At 38.0% G+C, this 17,497-nt stretch carries 11 protein-coding genes; 7 read left to right on the forward strand and 4 right to left on the reverse strand.

The window, feature by feature from the left end; translation table 11 throughout:
• Nucleotides 1-37 precede the first annotated feature (37 nt).
• From lptB to rlmN, 4 genes are all read left to right on the forward strand, one after another.
• Entirely contained in the window at nt 38-805 is a 768-nt protein-coding gene (gene lptB / locus PU02_RS02200) for an LPS export ABC transporter ATP-binding protein (RefSeq protein ID WP_053943887.1), read from the forward strand.
• Nucleotides 806-1,784: 979 nt separating this feature from the next.
• On the forward strand, nt 1,785-2,249 hold the full coding sequence (ptsN, locus tag PU02_RS02205; RefSeq protein WP_053943888.1) for a PTS IIA-like nitrogen regulatory protein PtsN: 465 nt from the start codon (nt 1,785-1,787) through the stop codon (nt 2,247-2,249).
• A gap of 584 nt (nt 2,250-2,833) precedes the next feature.
• Nucleotides 2,834-3,337, forward strand: a complete 504-nt coding sequence (locus tag PU02_RS02210) for an invasion associated locus B family protein (RefSeq protein ID WP_053943889.1) — start codon at nt 2,834-2,836, stop codon at nt 3,335-3,337.
• 42 nt (nt 3,338-3,379) lie between these two features.
• Nucleotides 3,380-4,606 carry a dual-specificity RNA methyltransferase RlmN gene (gene rlmN, locus PU02_RS02215; RefSeq protein WP_414947369.1) on the forward strand — a complete coding sequence of 409 codons (1,227 nt, stop codon included), beginning with the start codon at nt 3,380-3,382 and terminating at the stop codon, nt 4,604-4,606.
• 8 nt (nt 4,607-4,614) lie between these two features.
• Here rlmN and PU02_RS02220 read toward each other — a convergent pair whose 3' ends face one another.
• Nucleotides 4,615-5,256: a LysE family translocator gene (locus PU02_RS02220; protein WP_053943890.1), complete on the reverse strand. Its 642-nt coding sequence runs from the start codon at nt 5,254-5,256 to the stop codon at nt 4,615-4,617.
• Between the two features lie 166 nt (nt 5,257-5,422).
• Between PU02_RS02220 and PU02_RS02225 the strand changes: the two genes are divergently transcribed.
• The 3 genes from PU02_RS02225 (at nt 5,423) to PU02_RS02235 (ending at nt 10,265) form a co-directional block, all read left to right on the forward strand.
• On the forward strand, nt 5,423-6,643 hold the full coding sequence (locus PU02_RS02225; RefSeq protein ID WP_053943891.1) for an argininosuccinate synthase: 1,221 nt from the start codon (nt 5,423-5,425) through the stop codon (nt 6,641-6,643).
• Between the two features lie 386 nt (nt 6,644-7,029).
• Nucleotides 7,030-8,688, forward strand: a complete 1,659-nt coding sequence (locus tag PU02_RS02230) for a lysine--tRNA ligase (protein WP_053943892.1) — start codon at nt 7,030-7,032, stop codon at nt 8,686-8,688.
• Nucleotides 8,688-10,265: a peptide chain release factor 3 gene (locus PU02_RS02235; protein ID WP_053943893.1), complete on the forward strand. Its 1,578-nt coding sequence runs from the start codon at nt 8,688-8,690 to the stop codon at nt 10,263-10,265. The genes PU02_RS02230 and PU02_RS02235 overlap by 1 nt, the downstream gene beginning before the upstream one ends.
• 95 nt (nt 10,266-10,360) lie before the next feature.
• Here PU02_RS02235 and trxA read toward each other — a convergent pair whose 3' ends face one another.
• The 3 genes from trxA to addB form a co-directional block, all read right to left on the reverse strand.
• Nucleotides 10,361-10,684, reverse strand: coding sequence for a thioredoxin (trxA, locus tag PU02_RS02240; RefSeq protein WP_053943894.1), 324 nt, complete (start codon nt 10,682-10,684; stop codon nt 10,361-10,363).
• Nucleotides 10,685-10,798: 114 nt separating this feature from the next.
• A complete protein-coding gene (gene addA / locus PU02_RS02245; protein WP_053943895.1) occupies nt 10,799-14,248 on the reverse strand; it encodes a double-strand break repair helicase AddA in 3,450 nt (1,149 codons plus the stop codon).
• On the reverse strand, nt 14,245-17,406 hold the full coding sequence (gene addB / locus PU02_RS02250) for a double-strand break repair protein AddB (RefSeq protein ID WP_236824023.1): 3,162 nt from the start codon (nt 17,404-17,406) through the stop codon (nt 14,245-14,247). The genes addA and addB overlap by 4 nt, the downstream gene beginning before the upstream one ends.
• Nucleotides 17,407-17,497 lie beyond the last annotated feature (91 nt).

Here is a 17,497-nt window from a genome sequence, read left to right on the forward strand (position 1 = left end):
GCAAAAATTTTAGTTTGCGACTGAAATAGAGGAATGTATGATCACGTATAGTCCTACCAGTGAAAATTCAGAAAATTCCTTGGTAAGAACATTATCTTCTCACAACTTGGTTAAGTCTTATAGGGGAAAGATAGTTGTAGATGGTGTTTCTTTTAGCATCAATACTGGAGAATCTGTTGGCATTTTGGGTCCTAATGGCGCTGGTAAGACTACTTGCTTTTACATGGTTACAGGCTTAGTTGATGTTGATGAAGGTTCTATAGAAATTGATGGATTTGATATTACACATATTCCGATGTATCGGCGTGCTCGATTAGGCATAGGATATTTACCACAGGAATCTTCTATTTTTCGGGGTCTCTCTGTAGAAAATAATATTAGAGCTGTTTTAGAAGTAGTTGAAAAAGATCGCTTTAAGCGCTGTAAAAGGCTGGATGAACTCTTATGTGAGTTTAAAATTGATCATTTACGCAAAGAACCAGCCATTTCTTTGTCAGGAGGTGAACGGCGCCGGCTTGAAATTGCTCGATCTTTGGCCTCAAATCCCCATTTCATGTTGCTTGATGAACCATTTGCAGGAATTGATCCTATTGCTATTTCTGATATCAAACAACTTGTTCGCTATTTGACTCAACGGGGTATAGGCGTACTAATAACGGATCATAATGTTCGTGAAACACTAGAACTTGTTGATCGTGCCTATATTATTCATGCAGGACAAGTATTAATTCATGGGGATCCTCGTGATATTATCCATAATGCTGATGCTCGCAGAGTTTATTTTGGGAGCCAGTTTACTCTTTGATTATTGTTCAATTTTTAGAATAATCTATCAATATTTGAGGATGCATTTTTGTACTATAGTAGCCTTTATTCTTGATTTTTGATATAAGCACTGTTAGCATGCGGCCATACTCTTGAATGTATAGCTCGCGTGTGTTGATGCAGGGAAGGGCTTTGGCGTTTTTGTTGCGTTTTGTTCGAAATGGAATAGCGCAGCGGTTTATAGGGTTTTGGAAGATAGTATTAAAGATAGTGATTAGGTTCGTTTATAGTCTTTGGCTGTGTCTATGGGTTTCTGTTTTGATTTTTTTCTTAATGTTTCGTAGCGGTGAGTCTTGTGATGGGTTATAAATGAGGGTTTGATGGGCCTGCTTATTTTGAAGAAAAAGCTCCGGGTTTGTTATGCTTTTTGTGATCAATGCAGACAATATTTTTGTGATGCTGTTTCGAAGTATTTTTTTGCTTATTCTTCGGTTAATGGGTGTTTTTTGTACTGTTATTTTAAATATATCACTTTGGAAATGAATAGGGCTTTGTCCGCATTAGGTAGAGCATGGAATTCTGGGAACTTTTTGTTAAGGTTACCAAGGATATGAGTTATGTTCGTGCTTCCGCAGCTTACATTTTAAATTGTACAATAATAATTGAATTAAGGGAGGTATGATGTGGCTCTCTTGTCGTGCTTACGCACTTAATCGAGAGAAGTAAAATTTTTGTGATCACTGGATATTGAATGTTATGGCTTGGTGCTTGTGTATGCTGCGTGATGATTGTTTGGGGTGTCGTAGTAAGGTTGGACTGTGTGAGTAATGTTGTTCAGAGTAAACGGGATATGGCTGAGCGTTGGTATAGTTATGCGAGGTCTATTTTTTCATCCGTTATCCTTTTAAAGGGTGGGTGTGCATGCAGTAAAGCGAGAGATTGTTAGAGATCTTTGGAGGTTGGAGTTGTTTGTTGATTTTGTAAATAGACATTTGAGTGTGTATGAAGGAAAATGAAATATGGATTTGAGTGAGTTAATTGCACCAGAGGCTATTATTCCAGCGCTTAGGGCTAATTCGAAAAAACAAGTTCTAAAAGTCTTAGCTGAGAAGGCTGCTGAATTGACGGGGCTTGATGAGGACGTCGTTTTCGATATCATCATGCAACGTGAGAAGTTAGGGTCAACGGGGATCGGAAATGGTATTGCGATTCCTCATGGAAAGCTTTCCAATGTTAAGCAGATTGTTGGTGTCTTTGCTCGCCTTGAAAATCCTGTTGACTTTGAAGCTCTTGATGATGAACCTGTTGATCTTGTTTTTCTACTCTTAGCACCGGAACAAGCAGGTGCAGATCATTTAAAGGCACTGTCGCAAATTGCTCGGATCTTACGCTATTCTGATATAATTCAAAAGCTGCGTAACACGAATGATGCTTTTGCACTTCACTCTTCATTGATTCAGCATTCAGCGCTGAGTGCAGCTTGAAGAATGGTGTAGTGCAATAATTGAGATCCGAAAACTATGGAAAGAATGTAGCAGCTGCTACGTAGACAGAGATTCAGCTTAGAAATACGGGCGGAAATACAGGCGCACTGTCGATTTGTGAAATACCGTTCATTGTGATTCAATGATTGGATTCCGAGAATTTAGCATGAAGTTGATTGAATTATTCAAGAAGGATGTGTTTGTGTATTCTGTTATAATTAGCGGTTTACGACATTTTGTGATTGAATCCCGCATTGTTAACAATTGAATTTACAAAAAAATAGCCTTGTCTCTCATTGAGAATATTTTTTTACTAATTACCTAGTTTAACTTAGATTTTTTTATTCATTATGCACTGAAATGAAAAATTGCTAGGGTGTGCGCTTTTTTAAATGTAAGAGATAAAATTGACAATCGAAAGAAGCTCCTGTTATTTAAAAAATGAAATCACTGGGTAAAAAATTTATGTTTTAGTAATACCTGGAGGGTCACAATTGAACAAAGGATCTTTTTTGATTAATCTAGATCTCAATTCTGTTGGGAAGAAATTTTGTTGAATAATAAATAAAGTGAGCTAAATAAAAATGTTTAAAAAGACTTTGATCATTGCATCTATGATAGTTTTTACTGCTATTGAAGCCGTATGGGCACAAACACCAAGCCGCTTACATCAATTTGAATCTTGGGGGGTTTATTCTTATAAATCGCCAGAAGGTACGGTTTGCTACGCTTTGTCTATGCCTTTAAGTGCATTGCCGACAACTGTTAGGCATGGAGATAATTTCTTTTTAGTGACTAAACGTTCTCATTCTCCAGTTACATTTGAACCACAGTTTATGGCTGGGTATACATTGAAAGAAGGATCGAAAGTTTCCGTTACAATTGGGGGTAAAACATTTGATTTCTTCACACAAGATTCATCAGCTTGGTTAGCGTCGTCAGGGGTAGAAAAACAACTTGTTGCTGCTATGCGTGCGGGCACGACTATGACGGTAAAAGCTACTTCAAAACGGGGAACTAATACAACCTATTCTTATTCTTTAAGGGGTGTTACTGCTGCGTTAAATGCAGCGCAAGAATGTCGTTGAGAGGTTTGTCATTCATAGAGTAACGATATGAATTTGGAAGAGATAACCGTTTCATGTGATTTTCAGTCAACGAGCGCGCAAGCATTTGGGGCGGGTATTGCAGCGACAAAGGGGCAAGATAAGCTTCCCTTAGTCGGTCTGTCACGTGATGAAATGGCTCAAGCTTTAAAGGATATAGGCGTTCCGGAGCGTCAACGGCGTATGCGTGTGCGTCAACTTTGGCATTGGCTTTATGTTCGTGGTGTTACTCGATTTGATGAAATGCTCAACATTTCCAAACCAATGAGAGAAATGCTAGAGAAACGTTTTTCTATTGCATATCCAGAAATTGTGGAAGAGCAAATATCGAAAGATGGTACGCGCAAGTGGCTTTTGCGTTTTCCGGCACGCGGGGCTGGTCGGCCTGTTGAAGTTGAAACGGTTTATATTCCGGAAGAAGGACGTGGTACTTTATGCCTATCATCTCAGGTAGGATGCACGTTAAATTGTTCTTTTTGCTATACGGGAACACAGATCCTTGTTCGTAACTTGACAGCTGAAGAGATTTTGATGCAGCTTTTAATTGCACGAAATCGTTTAGATGATTTTCCCAAGAAGGATATATGCAACGATCTAGATAATTCAGGCGAGGGGCGCAAGATAACCAATATTGTTATGATGGGTATGGGAGAGCCACTTTATAATTTTGAAGCAGTTAAAAAAGCTTTACTCATTGCAGCTGATGGTGATGGGCTTTCTTTGTCAAAGCGCCGAATTACGCTTTCGACCAGCGGTGTTGTTCCTGAAATTGTACGAACTGGGGAAGAAATCGGGGTGATGTTAGCGATTTCGCTACATGCAGTGAATGATACATTGCGGAATATGCTCGTTCCTATCAATAAAAAATATCCTCTTGTTGCATTGATAGATGCTTGCCGCAATTATCCAGGTCTTTCTAATGCTAAGCGCATTACATTTGAATATGTTATGTTGAAGGATGTAAATGATAGTTTGGATGATGCCAAACAACTTGTTCAGTTACTTAAGGGTATTCCTGCTAAAATCAATTTGATTCCTTTTAACCCATGGCCGGGGAGTCTTTATCAATGTTCTGATTGGGAGCAAATTGAACGCTTTGCTGATATCATTAATAAGGCAGGCTATGCCTCGCCTATTAGAATGCCGCGTGGACGGGATATTTTAGCTGCATGTGGGCAGTTAAAGTCAACTTCAGAGCGTCTACGCAAATCTGAACGTTTACGTCTTGAAAATACACTTAGTTGTGAGTAGAGGCTATTTTAAAACGTTTTGTCAATTAAGAGGCGTATTGCAAAACTGGCAAAAATAACCGCGACAAGCCAATGAAAAACGCGCATGTAAGAAGGTTTTTGCTGGAGAAGCGTGGAAAGTTTATTAGCCATAAAGACTATAGAGATTGTAATAGGCAAGGAAATAGGAATATAAGAAAGTCCCAAAATGAGCAATTTTTGTGTGGCCATGGGATCATTTGCATTAATAAATTGCGGTAGAAAAGTTACGTTGAAAAGAACTGCTTTTGGATTTAGAAGGCTGATTCCAACAGCAGCTAGATAATTGCTCTTGAGGCTTTTTCTTTTTTGAGATGAGTTATTTAGAGAAAGGGTCGGATGTGTCCGTACCATTTTAAAAGCAAGCCACAATAAATAAAAGGCACCAGTAATTTTTAAGAGAAAAAAAGTTTTGGGTGAAGTTAGAATAAGTGCTGATAAACCAAGGGACACGGAAAATACTTGAATAGCAAAGCCTGTTGAACTCCCTAAGACACACATAATGCCAGCTTTTTTATTTTGTACGATACTGCGCTCTATTGACAATATGACGTCAGGTCCTGGGGTGAGGGCAAGGATTAATGCTATTAGGGAAAATTTTATAAAAACAGCCCATTCGGGTAAAAATGACATATGACCCCTCCCTCTATTATCAAAGATTCTTTGATGATTCAGATGTTTATATGCTTTTTTATTTTTTTGCACTGCATTAAAAGTTATCTTCAGTATTTTTTCACTACTTGCATGGTTTTTATTTCTGGGTAAAAGAAAACTAAGTAGATGTTTGTAGAGTATTGAAATGAAAAAATGGGCAGATGTTAAGAAAGTTGTTCTAGCTTATTCAGGTGGGTTGGATACATCAATTATTCTCAAGTGGTTGCAAAGTGAACTAAATGTTGAAGTTGTTACTTTTACAGCTGATTTAGGGCAAGGAGAAGAGTTAGATCCCGCACGTCGCAAAGCTGAAATGTTGGGTATTAAAGAGATTTATATTGAAGATTTGCGTGAGGAGTTTGTACGAGATTTTGTTTTTCCGATGTTTCGAGCTAATGCGGTTTACGAAGGAGTTTATCTTCTTGGAACATCAATTGCCCGTCCACTTATTTCAAAGCGCCTTGTTGAAATTGCTAAAGAAACAGGGGCAGATGCCATTGCTCATGGAGCGACAGGAAAAGGTAACGATCAAGTCCGCTTTGAATTATCTGCCTATGCTCTTGACCCAGATATAAAAATCATTGCTCCGTGGCGTGATTGGGATTTTAAAAGTCGCACAGATTTGATTAAATTTGCGCAGATGCATCAAATTCCTGTAGAAAAAGATAAGCAAGGAGAGGCACCTTTCTCAGTAGATGCTAATTTGTTGCACTCGTCATCAGAAGGGAAGATTTTAGAAGATCCTGCAATTCCTGCTCCCGAATATGTTCATCAGCGCACAGTTTCGCCGGAATCTGCCCCAGATAGAGCAACTATAATCACCATTGGTTTTAAAAGGGGTGATGCTATTTCTATTAATGGGGAAATTTTATCTCCGGCAATTTTGCTTGCACAATTAAACAAATATGGACGGGATAATGGTATTGGTCGAATAGATTTGGTTGAAAATCGTTTTGTTGGCATGAAATCACGCGGTATTTATGAAACACCAGGAGGAACAATCCTCTTAACAGCTCATAGGGCGATGGAATCTTTAACGTTGGATCGTGGTGCAGCCCATCTAAAAGATGAGCTGATGCCTCGTTATGCAGAGTTGATTTATTATGGCTTTTGGTTTTCTCCAGAACGAAAAATGTTACAGGCTGCCATTGATTTATCTCAAGAAAATGTTGAAGGAGAAGTTACACTAAAACTTTACAAGGGTAATGTGATTGTTGAGGGACGCCAAAGTGAAAAATCACTTTATTCTGATGAGTTGGTCACTTTTGAAGATGATAGAGGAGCATATAATCAAGAAGATGCGGCTGGATTCATTAAGTTGAATGCGTTGCGTTTACGCACATTAGCTGCGCGTTCTGCAAAGTAATCTGGTAATAATAAATCTACTTAACATATAGAGAGTTGAGGGGTGATTTTTGTACGGTATATGCTTAAGAGCATGTGTTTTTCAGTTTATCTTCATGCACTATGTATCATAGATCAGAATTAATTGAAGAAAGAATTCTGAATTTGGTGTTGTTAAAAAGGCTAGAAGATAAGGATAATGCGAAAATAATCCATAACAAAAGAAGTGGTGATTTGTGATTTTATTAATGGAATAATGGGGGTACTTGATTAGAATGAGAATCCCTATGGTTATTTGCTTTTAATAAGGATTAGGTAGAAGGTTTTGTGTTTTTTATAGCGTCATTCTTGACGCAAAAATTTAAGCACCGTACACAGTTATTAAAATTTAGTATCGGGAAAATAGTCATGCATAATCAGTGCGATTCCTCTAATTTGGTGTCCCAATTGAAAGAGATAGCGGTCCAATCAAAATCTTGGCCTTTCGAAGAAGCACGTAAGATTATCAAGCGTTATGAAAAGACAGGTTATCCAGAGGTTGTTTTATTTGAAACAGGTTATGGGCCCTCTGGTTTGCCGCATATTGGAACTTTTGGAGAGGTTGCACGTACAACGATGGTGCGTCATGCATTTCATACTCTCACGGAAAACAAAGTTAGAACAAAGTTGATTTGTTTTTCTGATGATATGGATGGTTTGCGTAAGGTTCCTGATAATGTTCCTGATCGTGAAAAAATGAAAGATTATATTGGCAAGCCATTAAGCTGTGTGCCAGATCCTTTTGGAAGTGAATATTCCTCTTTTGGAGCTGCAAATAATAGTCGCTTATGTGCTTTTCTTGATCGCTTTGGTTTTGATTATGAATTTGTTAGTGCAACAGATTATTATAATTCAGGCCGTTTTAATGAGACGCTTCTAAAAATACTTGCTTGCTATGATGATATTATGAGTGTTGTTTTGCCAACATTGGGTGTAGAACGGCAGGCAACTTATTCTCTTTTCTTACCTATTTCTCCTTTTTCTGGAAAGGTGTTGCAGGTTCCAATGCTTGACAGGAATGTTGAAAAAGGCACTGTTACTTATGTTGAACCCGAAACAGGTGAAACCATAGAAACAGAGATTACGGATGGAAAGGTTAAATGTCAGTGGAAAGTTGATTGGGCAATGCGCTGGAAAGCACTTGGGGTTGACTATGAAATGGCAGGAAAGGATCTTATTGATTCAGTTAATCTTTCATCCAAAATTTGTAGAATACTTGATGGTCATCCACCGGAAGGGTTTAATTATGAACTTTTTTTGGATGATAAAGGGCAGAAAATTTCAAAATCTAAAGGGAATGGTCTAACCATTGATGAGTGGTTAGCTTATGCACCAACGGAAAGCTTGGGATTTTATATGTTCTTGAAGCCTAAAACAGCAAAACGGCTTTATTTTGATGTTATTCCAAAAGCTGTTGATGAGTATTATATGCATCTTTCTGCGTATAATACTCAACAGTGGAATGAAAGGCTTAATAATCCTGTATGGCATCTTCATAATGGTTGTCCTCCGCAAATTAAGATGCCTGTACCTTTTGCGTTGTTGTTGAATTTGGTTAGTGCTTCAAATGCTGAAAATGAAGAAGTACTCTGGGGATTTATTTCTCGTTATGCTAAAGGAGTGAATAAGCAAACTTGTCCAGAACTTGGTTTATTAGTGAAATGTGCAATCAGATATTTTAATGCTTTTGTGAAGCCTAATAAGAAATACCGTGTTCCTAATGATACTGAGCGTTCAGTATTAGCAAGAATTGATGAAAAGTTGGCTAATTTACCAATAGATTTTAATGAAAATGTTCTTCAAAATACGCTTCTTGATGTTGCACGTTTAACAGAGTGCTATCAGGATCATAGTAAAAAAAGTCCTGAAGGGGGTCCTGGTGTTTCAAGTGCTTTTTTCCAAATGCTCTATGAAGTTCTTTTAGGACAAGAGCGGGGTCCAAGATTTGGATCATTTATAGCACTTTATGGAGTCAATGAAATGAGAGCGTTGATTGCTAAGGTACTCATCCAGCATGTGGAGAAATAATGGATCATAGGGAAAAAGAAGTAAAGCGGCGGCGTACATTTGCGATTATTGCTCACCCTGATGCAGGGAAAACGACGTTGACGGAAAAGCTTTTGCTGTTTGGTGGTGCTATTCAACTTGCTGGTGAGGTAAAAGCAAAAAAAGATCGTATCAAAACACGTTCTGATTGGATGAATATTGAACGTGATCGTGGCATTTCCGTTGTAACATCAGTGATGACTTTCGAATATGAGGATCATATCTTTAATTTGTTGGATACTCCAGGTCACGAAGATTTTGCGGATGATACCTATCGTACTCTTACGGCTGTTGATAGTGCTATCATGGTTTTAGATGGTGCACGTGGGATTGAACCAAGAACGCTAAAATTATTTGAAGTGTGTCGGATGCGAAATATTCCCATTGTTACTTTTGTTAACAAAATGGATCGTGAAGCATGTGATCCCCTAAATATTTTAGATGAAATTGAAGAAAAACTTGCACTTGATACAGCGCCTGTTACATGGCCCGTTGGTGTAGGTAAGTATTTTGCAGGAACATTTGATCTTCATCGGAACAGTTTTCGTCAACGTGATGATGAGGTAACCGCGCGAATAATTTCCGGATCCAGTGAGATTGCCGGTATACTTCCTGAAGATCAACGTGATTTTTTTATTGAGGGAGCAGAACTTGCTCGTTCTGCTTGTAAAAAATTCAATTTGCAAGATTTTTATGAAGGACATATGACACCGGTTTATTTTGGTTCTGCTTTACGTAATTTTGGTGTTCGTGATTTGATTAATGCATTTGTTGATTTTGGTCCAATTCCCCGTGATCAAGTAGCGGATCAACGCATGGTTACTGCTAATGAACCAAAAATGACAGGATTTGTTTTTAAAATTCAGGCGAATATGGATCCCAATCATCGTGATCGTATTGCCTTTTTTCGAATATGTTCAGGAACACTTGAACGTGGTATGAAAACAAAATTAGTACGGACAGGAAAACCCATAACGCTTTCGGCTCCGCAGTTTTTCTTCGCTCGTTCGCGTCAAATTGCTGATCAAGCTTATGCTGGTGATGTAGTAGGTATTCCCAATCATGGAACTTTGCGTATCGGTGATACGTTAACTGAAGGGGAAGATATCCGCTTTAAAGGTGTGCCAAATTTTGCACCAGAAATTTTACGTCGTGTTTGTTTACATGATCCGATGAAAGCAAAAAAGCTTAAGGAAGCTTTACAACAAATGGCTGAAGAAGGAGTTGTTCAGTTATTTGTTCCTGATGATGGATCACCCTCCCTTATCGGCGTCATTGGTGCTTTGCAGATTGATGTTTTAATGGAACGCCTTAGAGGGGAATATTCTTTGTTGGTAAATTTTGAATCATCACGATTTAGTGTATGTCGTTGGATTTCCGCGGAAAGCAAGGAGGCTCTTCAGGATTTTATTGTGAATCATCGATCTTCCATCGCTTACGATTTAGATAATGATCCTGTTTTTTTAGCAGAAAATAATTTTTCCCTAAATTATGAAGCAGAACGGTCTCCTAAAATACAATTTGCACCCTTTAAAGATTATCAAACATGCTCAGTATGAATAAATATATCCGTTTTAAATTAAACGGAAATTATTGCTGAACAATGAAGTAAAAGGGGCTGTTAAAAAAGCCCCTTTTTATGAAGAAAATAAATTTAACGAATATGGTCTTTTATCCATTCAGAAATACGTCCCTTAGATGCTGCACCAACAATATTAGAAGACACTTTTCCGTCTTTGAAGAGCAATAAGGTTGGAATTGAACGCACTCCATATTGGGTAGCCAGTTCCGGGCACTCATCAATGTTCACTTTAGCAATTTTAACATTGTCATGCATTTCGTTTGAAAGTTCATCAAGAATAGGTGCAATCCTTTTACAAGGGTTGCACCATTCTGCCCAAAAATCGACTACAACGGGGATTGAAGAACTAAGAACTGTGCTATCGAAATTACTATTGTCAATTTTTATACATGCCATTGATTTATCCTTTATAGTCATTTTTGTGAGTTTATATAGTTTCGATTATACATCTCGCCATTGTAAGAATAAGTTATAATGAGTTTTATTGAAAAGTTTTTTTTACAAAGTAATTTACACAATGAGGGTGTTAAGTTTTTCAAAAGATAGCAGGAATATTTTTGCTTGTTTACTGTAAATAAGAAAGGCTTGAATATTTTTATCAGGGTAAATATTTTGCAGCAATTGTTGATAAAGGGCCATTTGTCTTAAATATGCCAGAGGAATATCTGTTTCATCTTTTGGTAGAGTGCCAGTTTTAAAATCGGCAAAAATAATATTCTCTTGATTGACATATAAGCGATCGATTTGGCCATGAATCATTTGCTGTTTACCGTGGATTTTTACCATCCCCATGAGTGAAACTTCAGCACGTGAGGAATCTGAGAAGAGCAATTTAAGATGTGTATTCTCCAAGATTTTCCAAATATCGTTAAGAGCATTTTCCTTTTGTTTTTCAGACCAATGAGAAGCCTTAGCTTTGAGATAACGCTGGGCATATTTTCGACGTTCTTGAGGATGGCAGTTAGGGAGGTATTGTAGCAATCTGTGCACTATGTTGCCATATTCAATGTGAGAGATTTCGTTGGTATTTTCTTTTTTTGAAATAGGCGAAAAATTAGGGTGTTGTTGGTTAGAAAGGAATTTGGTTTCTATTTTTGAAGAAAAATCAGTAACAGAGAGACTTAGGAGTTTTGGTAAAGCCGATTCTGTAGGTATGCCATCATGAAAAAAAGAAGGTAAGGGTGGGAATGTTTGGTTTGCATGATGAGATTCTTCTTGAATTGTTAGAGGAGTAGCAACAGGTGTAGTAGAATAACGCCAGGCAGAGATATCTTCTGTGGGACCTTCTATGGGTATTGAGTTGGATTCAAGGGCCTTTTTTACCAAATGTAACCATGTGTCAGGTATTTTCCGTTTTTGACTATAGCCACAAACAATTAATCGATCTTCAGCACGTGTCATTCCTACATAAAGAAGGCGTTTATATTCTTCTTCAGCACGTTCTTTTAGATGCAAAAGTGCTGTCTCAATCGGTTTCATTTTAAATTCTGAATTGGGACGCCAGATAAAAGCGTGTCTATCATTTAGGGGAAGTTTCAGCAAATGCGGTGTGTAATGTGCGTTCCAGATTGCATTACCTGAGTCAACTAAAAAGACAACAGCACTTTCAAGTCCTTTTGCTGCATGGACAGTCATAATACGCACTTCTTCGTGATTTTGATCAAGCTCACGCTTAATTTCCGGTTTATCTACACTGAGTGTTTCTAGAAAGGCCTGCAATCCTGGTAAACCAGTTTTTTGAATAGTGAGGGTATAATTCATGAAAGCATCAAGGACTTCGTTAGCTTCAGATCCCAAGCGGGAAAGGATTTTTTGTCGTCCTTTATCGTTGTTAAGAACATGACTGTAAAACTCAAAAACAGGCATTTGATCAACCAAGGTGCGATATTTTTCCAAATTTTTGAAAGCTGCATTAAATAATTCACTATTCTTTGCATGAGCACCAAGACTTTGCCAGAGCGATCCTGTGCGTTGAACTGCCAGTTGATAAAGCATTTCTTCATTAAATGCAAAAAGAGGGCTTTTTAAAATGCACGCAAGGGAAAGGTCATCTTTGGGATGAAGGACGAAGCGTGCAAGTGCTATTAAATCACGTACACTAATGTGACTAGTTAATTGCAAACGGTCAGTTCCAGCCACAGGAATATTGCGGAGTTTGAGTGCTCGGGAAAGCGCTGGTACAAATTGATCACGCTTGCGAACTAAAACCATAATGTCGCTGGCTTTTAACAGGCGTCCTTTTGCCGGGAGCATTTCGCCTTTTCTTAACCAATCAGAAATGGTTGTGGCGATTTGTTCTGCTAAACATATTTCAGGTGTATCCAAATGATCAACGGCTAAAGACCAATCATCAGGAAGTGTATCTGTTTTTGGTGATATAGCATCCCATATGATAACCTCGCCTGGGCTATGGATTCGAATGGGTTCATGTACCGTTTTTGCGTTATCTGCTGAGAGACCTCTATAATTTTCTGGTTGTTCAAATACGAGATCAACACTTTTAAGAATGTCAGCTGTTGAACGGAAAGAATAATTTAACTGTATTTTTTCAAATTTTTTGTGAACTTGTTGAACTTTCCTTTGGATCATTCGTCCATTTTCAGAAAAATTTTCAGGCGCTGCACCTTGAAAAGAATAAATAGATTGTTTTTCATCACCAACAGCAAAAATCGTCCGTATATTGGTGCGTTGATTATCACCTGTGAAGAATTCTTGAGCCAGAAGTTGAATAATTTTCCATTGTTCTGGATTGGTGTCTTGCGCTTCATCAAGAAGAATATGATCAATACCACGATCAAGTTTATAGTGCACCCATTGGTTTGCACCTTTGCGTTGCAATAAGTGGAGTGTATGCTTAATCAGGTCGTCAAAATCTAGTAAACTATTTTCCTTTTTTAAATTTGTATAAATTTTAAGATAGATAGAACAAAGCTGAAAAGCAGCCATGTTAAGTGCAATAAGTTTCGTACATTGATATTTATCTAGCAGAACAGAAAGAAGGGATTGTTTTTCTTCAATTTCTTTTTTTACAAAAGGCCAAATTTCATCTGAACTTTTTGAAAAAATATGGGAAAAATTTCTCGGTTTACCTGTAATATTCAAATAGATTCCTGAAACAAGATTGATGATGTTTGTTTCATCAGAAGCGATCTCTAGCTGTTTAAATTGTGCAATTATATTCTGAGCTTTTGGTGAGTTGTAGGTTTGACAATGTGTCATTGCGAAAGGAGATAATAGGGCAGTTTGTTGGATTTTTTCCAGAAGGCTCTGTTTTGTTTCATCGGACTCTAAGTTAAAAATTTTACGTAATTGCTTTTCCCCATTTTGAGAAAGGATTAAGGATAAAAAATCAGAAAATTCATTTTGTTTTAGGGTTGCTTCACGCAGTAATTGATTAAATGTATTTTCGCTAATAGTTTTAAATAATTGTTTTAATATTGGTTGTGCATCATGACATGTTAGAAGCTGATAACGAGCTTGTTGTAGTAATTTTTTTTGATTGACATCATCTAATAGATCGAAATGGCCTACAATGTTGGCTTCTAGCGAAAATTGATGTAGTAAAGACTCACAAAATGCGTGAATGGTTTGGATTTTTAAGCCACCTGGTGTTTCCAAAGCATAGGCAAAAAGTCGACGTGCATGGGCAAGTTTTTGCATGTTTACAGGTTTATTTTCGAACCGTGATAGTGTGTCTTGGAGCTGGCTGTCGTTGAGTTCACTCCAATTTGAAAGGGTACGAAAAATACGCGATTGCATAACAGCTGCAGCAGCTTTTGTATAAGTAAGACATAAAATTCGTGCAGGGGGTGTACCGTTTAAGAGTAGGCGAATAACGCGTTCACTTAGAACATGTGTTTTTCCAGATCCTGCATTTGCAGAAACCCATACATTTGTTGTTGGATCTGTAGCGGTTGTTTGTGCATCGAGAGCTGCTTGGGGAATAGAAAATAGAGTCATGTTACGCCTATTTTATGAATATCATTTGACCATTCTGATACCCGTGCCAAGTGATCATAGTCACCTTCATAACGATTGTGTGAGGGAAGAGCATATGCAAGATATCCGTTTTGTGGATTTTTATAATGTTCCATCAGTGCAATGAGGCGTTCCCATGCCTCTTTACCAAGATCAACAGCACTTTTCTGACTTTTTATTTTTTTATTTAAGATAATTGATTGAGGTTTTATTTCGTCTTGTCCTTTAAGGGGAATGTAAAGTAGATTTGAAGGAGTTAGTTTTTTAAAACCTGCAAAAGCTCCTTGCATGAGCAAGGCTGCTTCTAGAGCTAATTGTGGATATAATAACGAAAGTACTTGTGTGGATGATGGAGGGGTGTTGGTTTTAAAATCAATAATTTCAACCATTTTGTCAGGTAAAATATCAAGACGATCAGCGCGTCCTGAGAGGGTTATACCCGTTGTGCCTATAGGAGTTTTTCGAGCTTCTACCTCAGCATATCGTTCTCGAGGGCTAAGACTTTGTTCCCATTGGATGAAAAGAGGAGCAAAATTTTCAAACATCAACCACCAAAGGGTTTCAATATCAGATGGTAAGTTTAATTTGTCAAATTCTGAGCGCCCAATAGCTAGTAACATCTCCAATGCGTTGGATGCGTTTGGATTTTTTACATGTGTGCAAAATATTGCAAGAATGTTGTGGTACAATGTTCCTCTTTCAGTATCAGAGAGGTTGTGGGTGAGTGGTTTAAGTGGTTTGAGGTTTAGAATTTTTTTTGCATAAATTGCGTAAGGATTGCGGCGAAGGGTTTCTACCTCAGTAATAAAAAAGTTATAAGGGCGAACATCAAGAGGTGGTATAGGGTAAGGCCGCTTTGCAGGGATAACATTTTCCGTTGCATCGATCATTTTTGCCCAATGAAGGAATATTTTTCCTCGTTTGTTAATTTGTTCCCAAACCTGCTTTCCTACAACCGTTTCTAAGCGTTGCAACCAGCGTGAAGGGACTGAGGGAATATGATTTACTCGTGCAGCTCTGCTCAGGATTACCTTGTTCATTCCCATAGCGTATTGAAAGTCATGTGCAGAAATACCGATGCGTTTTTCTGGGGGATCAAGAGTTAATGCCATTTTCATTGGTCGGGATAAAAAGGCATCATTACGAGTTGTAATAGGCCATGAACCTTCATTGAGACCACCCATAACAACGGTATCTACTGTTTGTAAACGTGATTCTAGAGTTCCCCAAATAAATAAGCGTGCATGCCCTCCAGGAGAAGGACTTACAGAATGTGGAGCTATGAGAGCTGAGAATACGGCTGGCCATTCGTAAAGATGAAATTTTAACCCTGATTGGTCATGGATCAATTCATGCAAGAAATTAGATAAGGTTTTTCCTGCCTCTGAATGATAAAGTTGCATGAAAGAGTTGTTGTTATCACATCCAAAATTATTAAAAACTTCGATAGTTGCTAGGGTCACTTCATTAACGGAACATTCTTTTCCTTGTTTCATGAGAGATGTGAGAGGTTCAATAGCCTTTATCAAAAGATTACAGAGAAAGCGTGCTTCCTCATTTTTTTGTTGGTCAAGGATTTCATTTAAAGTGTGATGAGATTGTTTTTTTACCCAAGTTTCAAAAAATTTATCACATGCACAAAGATGAATGTGGTTATTATTTCCTCGTAAAACGAGAAGTTCGAAATTTTCTACCATTTCTCGAAGATGGGAGCGATCCTGCCCTAAAGTTGTTAAAGGATGTTTCAGAAGAGAAAGAAAAGCGACAGGATCTCCAGGTTTGAATAGATTATTTAAGAGAAGCCGTAGTAATGTTACGGGCAATGTCTGCGCGAGTGGTATTCCACCAGAATCATTGGCTTCGATTCCAAAACGTTGTAGTTCAGCTGCAACACGGCGTGCTAAATGGCGATCATTTGTAATGAGAGCTGCAGTTTTTTTGGGCTCTTCAATAGCATGGCGTAAAGCAATAGAAATAGCGAGGGCTTCTTCATGTTCATTTGTTGCCTCAATAAATGACCAGTCCGCACAAACATTTTCATAATCATCTCGTACAATTTTTAGCCATTGGTCTGTTGTGGAAGCTGGTCGTAACGCCTCTGACAGTAGAGCGGCACGTTTTTTCTTTATTGCACTTTGTTGACCTATTTCTATTACGTGGGTGCGTGGGCATTCCATGAGAGATAAGAGTTTTTTTAGATGATACTGAGGGTGACTAAAGGCAGAAATTTCACCTTTGAAAGGAAAATCTGCAGTTTTTTCTTCGTTGATTTTTAGTGTATTCCATTGTGCTTCATCCATATGTAAATCAAGCCCTGGAAGAACAACAGCTCCTTTAGGAAGGGAAGCAATAACTTTTAAAAGATTAGCAACTGCGGGAATAGAACCTGTTGCTCCGGCGGCAATGATGGGTTTATCGGATTGTGTACGTTGTAAGGCATCTGCTTGTATTTTTAAGATTTTGTTGCGCCATTCAGCTGGGTTGCTTTTTTGTTTTTCTTTTAGAATTTGTGGCCAATTTTGCGTGATAATAGTTAAAAAATGGAGTGTTATTTGCCACCACTCAGCGATCATATCAGGTGCAATTTCTGAAAGTTTTGACCAAGTTGCAGATTCTGTTTCAACCTCATCCATTAAATGTGCAAGCTCTTGAGCAAGCCAAATCGCATCGGCAGTATTTGTAGGAATAATTGCATCTTCTATACCTAACATAGTACATAAATGAGCAGGTAATTTTTCACGCCACGGACGAATGAGGCATGCTAGGAGAAGAAGACGTTCATTTTCTTTTATAGGAGGGTCAATCTCCAAATCATTAGTAGGATGATCAGCAAAAAAAGAAAAGTTTTCAACCATGCTCCCTAGGGGGAGAATGGTTGGTAGGAGACTAGATTGTGTGCGACTTTTTTCAATGAAAGTTGTTCGTAGAGCACGGGCAGCACGACGTGTTGGCACATAGATCGTAGTATCAGCAAGAGCGAATTGAATATCTTCATTTTGTGCAAAATTAGGGATAAGAGTGCCGGAGGTAAGAGCGTCAACAAAATGTGATAAAAACGGCGTTCCGAAAGAAATAGAAAATACACGTGGCCGATAGTGGGTCTCACAAGATTTCAGAGTAGATGTATCAAAATTATTCACTCAATTATTCCCATAATTGCCTATATTATATACAAATTTTTTCTAAGGGCACAATTGAAAAACCTCACTTCATATAAAGTCCCTGCAGGTG

The sequence above is a fragment of the Bartonella ancashensis genome (assembly GCF_001281405.1).
Lineage (GTDB): Bacteria > Pseudomonadota > Alphaproteobacteria > Rhizobiales > Rhizobiaceae > Bartonella > Bartonella ancashensis.

Coding starts and splice junctions, on each gene's coding strand:
- lptB (WP_053943887.1), top strand. CDS start 38: ATGATCACGTATAGTCCTACCAGTGAAAATTCAGAAAATTCCTTGGTA.
- ptsN (WP_053943888.1), top strand. CDS start 1,785: ATGGATTTGAGTGAGTTAATTGCACCAGAGGCTATTATTCCAGCGCTT.
- PU02_RS02210 (WP_053943889.1), top strand. CDS start 2,834: ATGTTTAAAAAGACTTTGATCATTGCATCTATGATAGTTTTTACTGCT.
- PU02_RS02220 (WP_053943890.1), bottom strand. CDS start 5,256: ATGTCATTTTTACCCGAATGGGCTGTTTTTATAAAATTTTCCCTAATA.
- PU02_RS02225 (WP_053943891.1), top strand. CDS start 5,423: ATGAAAAAATGGGCAGATGTTAAGAAAGTTGTTCTAGCTTATTCAGGT.
- PU02_RS02230 (WP_053943892.1), top strand. CDS start 7,030: ATGCATAATCAGTGCGATTCCTCTAATTTGGTGTCCCAATTGAAAGAG.
- PU02_RS02235 (WP_053943893.1), top strand. CDS start 8,688: ATGGATCATAGGGAAAAAGAAGTAAAGCGGCGGCGTACATTTGCGATT.
- trxA (WP_053943894.1), bottom strand. CDS start 10,684: ATGGCATGTATAAAAATTGACAATAGTAATTTCGATAGCACAGTTCTT.
- addA (WP_053943895.1), bottom strand. CDS start 14,248: ATGACTCTATTTTCTATTCCCCAAGCAGCTCTCGATGCACAAACAACC.